The 2,638-nt window shown below is 67.4% G+C and carries 3 protein-coding genes and 1 pseudogene; 3 read left to right on the top strand and 1 reads right to left on the bottom strand.

The window, feature by feature from the left end:
• Positions 1-311 (bottom strand): annotated as a pseudogene (locus FGX59_RS39190) (hypothetical protein); the annotation flags it as partial.
• A gap of 87 nt (positions 312-398) precedes the next feature.
• On the opposite strand from FGX59_RS39190, the gene FGX59_RS36455 reads away from it, so the two are divergent.
• The 3 genes from FGX59_RS36455 to FGX59_RS36465 all read left to right on the top strand — a co-directional run.
• The gene (locus FGX59_RS36455) at positions 399-782 is read left to right on the top strand and encodes a transposase (RefSeq protein WP_111774720.1); all 384 of its coding nucleotides are present in this window, start codon (positions 399-401) and stop codon (positions 780-782) included.
• Positions 779-1,129 (top strand): IS66 family insertion sequence element accessory protein TnpB, encoded by a 351-nt coding sequence (gene tnpB, locus FGX59_RS36460; RefSeq protein WP_111774719.1) that lies wholly within the window; start codon positions 779-781, stop codon positions 1,127-1,129. The genes FGX59_RS36455 and tnpB overlap by 4 nt, the downstream gene beginning before the upstream one ends.
• A gap of 54 nt (positions 1,130-1,183) precedes the next feature.
• The coding region (locus FGX59_RS36465) for an IS66 family transposase (protein ID WP_240722880.1) at positions 1,184-2,638 on the top strand (1,455 nt) is incomplete at its 3' end.

The raw sequence follows: 2,638 nt of genomic DNA on the forward strand, positions 1-2,638 counted from the left end.
ATCCGGTCGCACGCTGCGATAGCGCACGCTCGACCGGTCCACCGCCAAAGCCTTGCACGCCCGTCGTTGGCTCACCCCGTGGAACGCCACGACATGTGCCACCGCTTCCCGCCTCACGCCGGGCGTTACCACTTTCGCGACGCGGCATCCTTCAGGATCGCGCGCGCCATTGGGCTCGAACCAATGGCGCCTTCACTGGCGCGCTCGAGCATGGCCTCTGCCAGCAGCTTCTTCAGCTTGGCGTTCTCGTCCTCAAGCGCCCTGAGACGTCGGGCATCCGACACCTCAAGACCGCCAAACCGCGCCTTGTATTGTAAGCGAAGCCTGGGTCCCACCTGTTTGTGAGACGGCGGTTCTGAGATCTCATTTCCTGCAACGAGCAGGGAGTGACTTTCTCAATGAGCGCACATTTTGAGGTTCTCACGAACGAGCGCGAGACGCAGCGCAGGAACCGGAAGTGGCCGGACGAGCTGAAGGCGGAGATTGTCGCCGAGACGCTGCGCCCCGGCGCGACCGTGAACGCGGTGGCCGCGCGGCACGGGCTGCAGGCCAACCAGGTCTCGGCCTGGCGGCGGATGGCGCGGGACGGCCGGCTGGTGCTGCCAGCCCCCGAGGACGCGGTCGAGTTCGTGTCGCTGATGGTGGCCCCGGCGGAATCGCCGACGGATACGGGGCCTTCTGCCAGCGGCAGCGTCGAGATCGCCGTCGGCGCGGTGACCGTGCGGCTCGAGCCCGGCGCGTCGGCAGAGCGGATCGCCTCCGTGGTGCGGGCGCTGGCATGATCCCGTCCGACCGGGTGCGCATTTTGATAGCCACGAAGCCCGTCGACTTCAGGAAAGGCCATGACGGCCTGGCCGCGCTGGTGCAGTCGGCCTTGAAGGAGGACCCTTTCGCGGGCGCTGTCTTTGTCTTCCGTGCGAAACGGGCCGACAGGCTGAAGATCCTGTTCTGGGACGGCACAGGTCTCGTGATGGCGTACAAGCGCCTGGAAGATTCCGGCTTCGTCTGGCCTCCCGTGACCGACGGGGTGATGTCGTTGAACCGCGCACAGTTCGAGGCGCTGTTTGCCGGGCTGGACTGGCGCAAGGTGAAGGCGCTCGAAGCCAGGCGGCCTGCTGTGGCGGAATGACTCGCGGGGTCTTTTCCACGCCTGCAGTGGCGCGCTCCGGGCTATGCTGCATGCATGACCCCCGCCGCCGATCTCGACCTGTCCGTCCTGCCCCCGGAATACCGGGCGGCCTTCGAGGCATTGCAGGCGCAAGCTGCCCGGGTGGCCGAGCTGGAGGAGATCACCCGCCGCCAGGAGAACCTGATCGCCGAGCTGAACCAGGCCCTTTACGGGAAGAAGTCCGAGAAACTCAGCGAAGACGAGCGGCAGCTGGCTTTCGAGGATCTGGAAACGGCCGTGGCCGAGGTCGAAGCGCAGAAGGCGGCGGAGCCATCCACTCCCGGGGATGCTCCTCGCAAGAGACCCGCCGCGAAGCGCAACCGCGGCAATCTCCCGGCCGATCTGCCCCGGATCGAGGAGACCATCGAGCCCGCGAGCCTCGACTGCCCCTGCGGCTGCGGGCGCATGCACCGGATCGGCGAGGACCGGACCCAACGCCTCGACATCGTTCCGGCGCAGTTCCGCGTCATCGTCACGATCCGCCCGAAATACGCCTGCCGGATCTGCACCGACGGCGTCATCCAGGCTCCGGCGCCTGCGCACCTGATCGAGGGCGGGCTGCCCACCGAGGCGCTGATCGCCCATGTCGCTGTCTGCAAGTACGCGGATCATTCCCCGTTGTACCGCCAGAGCCAGATCTTCGCCCGCTCGGGCCTGTCCCTCGACCGCAGCACGCTGGCCGACTGGGTCGGCACGGCGGCCTTTCATCTCGGCCCGGTGGTGGACCGGCTGGCGGAGCACCTGAAAAGCTCATCCAAGCTCTTCATGGACGAAACAACGGCGCCGGTGCTGGATCCCGGCAGGGGCAGGACCAAGACGGGATATCTCTGGGCGCTCGCCCGCGACGATCGTGCCTGGGGCGGGGACGACCCGCCCGGCGTGGTCTATTTCTACGCCCCCGGCCGCGGCGGCGAGCATGCCGAGACATTCCTGGCCGGCTTCGACGGCGTCCTGCAACTCGACGGATATCCAGGCTACAACCGCCTGACCCGCCCCTCCCGAAAGGGCGGCGCCCCGGTCACCGTCGCCCATTGCTGGGCACACGCGCGGCGCAAGCTGAAGGAGGTCTTCGATCGCGACGGGTCGGAGATTGCTGCCGAGGGCCTCCGCCGCATCGCCGAGTTCTACCGGATCGAGGCCGAGATCCGCGGCATGGGCCCCGGCCAGCGCCTCTCGGCCCGCCAGGCCCGCACCGCGCCGCTGGTCGCGGCCTTCGGCACCTGGCTGCAGGAGCAGCGGCGCCGGGTCTCGGCCAAATCCCGGCTGGGCGAGAAGCTCGCCTACATCCACAATCATTGGGACGGGCTGCAGACCTTCCTGACGGACGGACGGATCGAGATCGACTCCAATTCCGTGGAAAATCTCGTCAGGCCAATTGCGAGCGGTTGGTCATTCTGCCCCCTTTTCGCAAGTGCTTGGAAACATTTGAAGCTGGTCGGTGGCGTCCGTGCGACACGGGCGCCCTTTGCG

It is taken from the genome of Poseidonocella sp. HB161398 (genome assembly GCF_005870025.1).
Lineage (GTDB): Bacteria > Pseudomonadota > Alphaproteobacteria > Rhodobacterales > Rhodobacteraceae > Mangrovicoccus.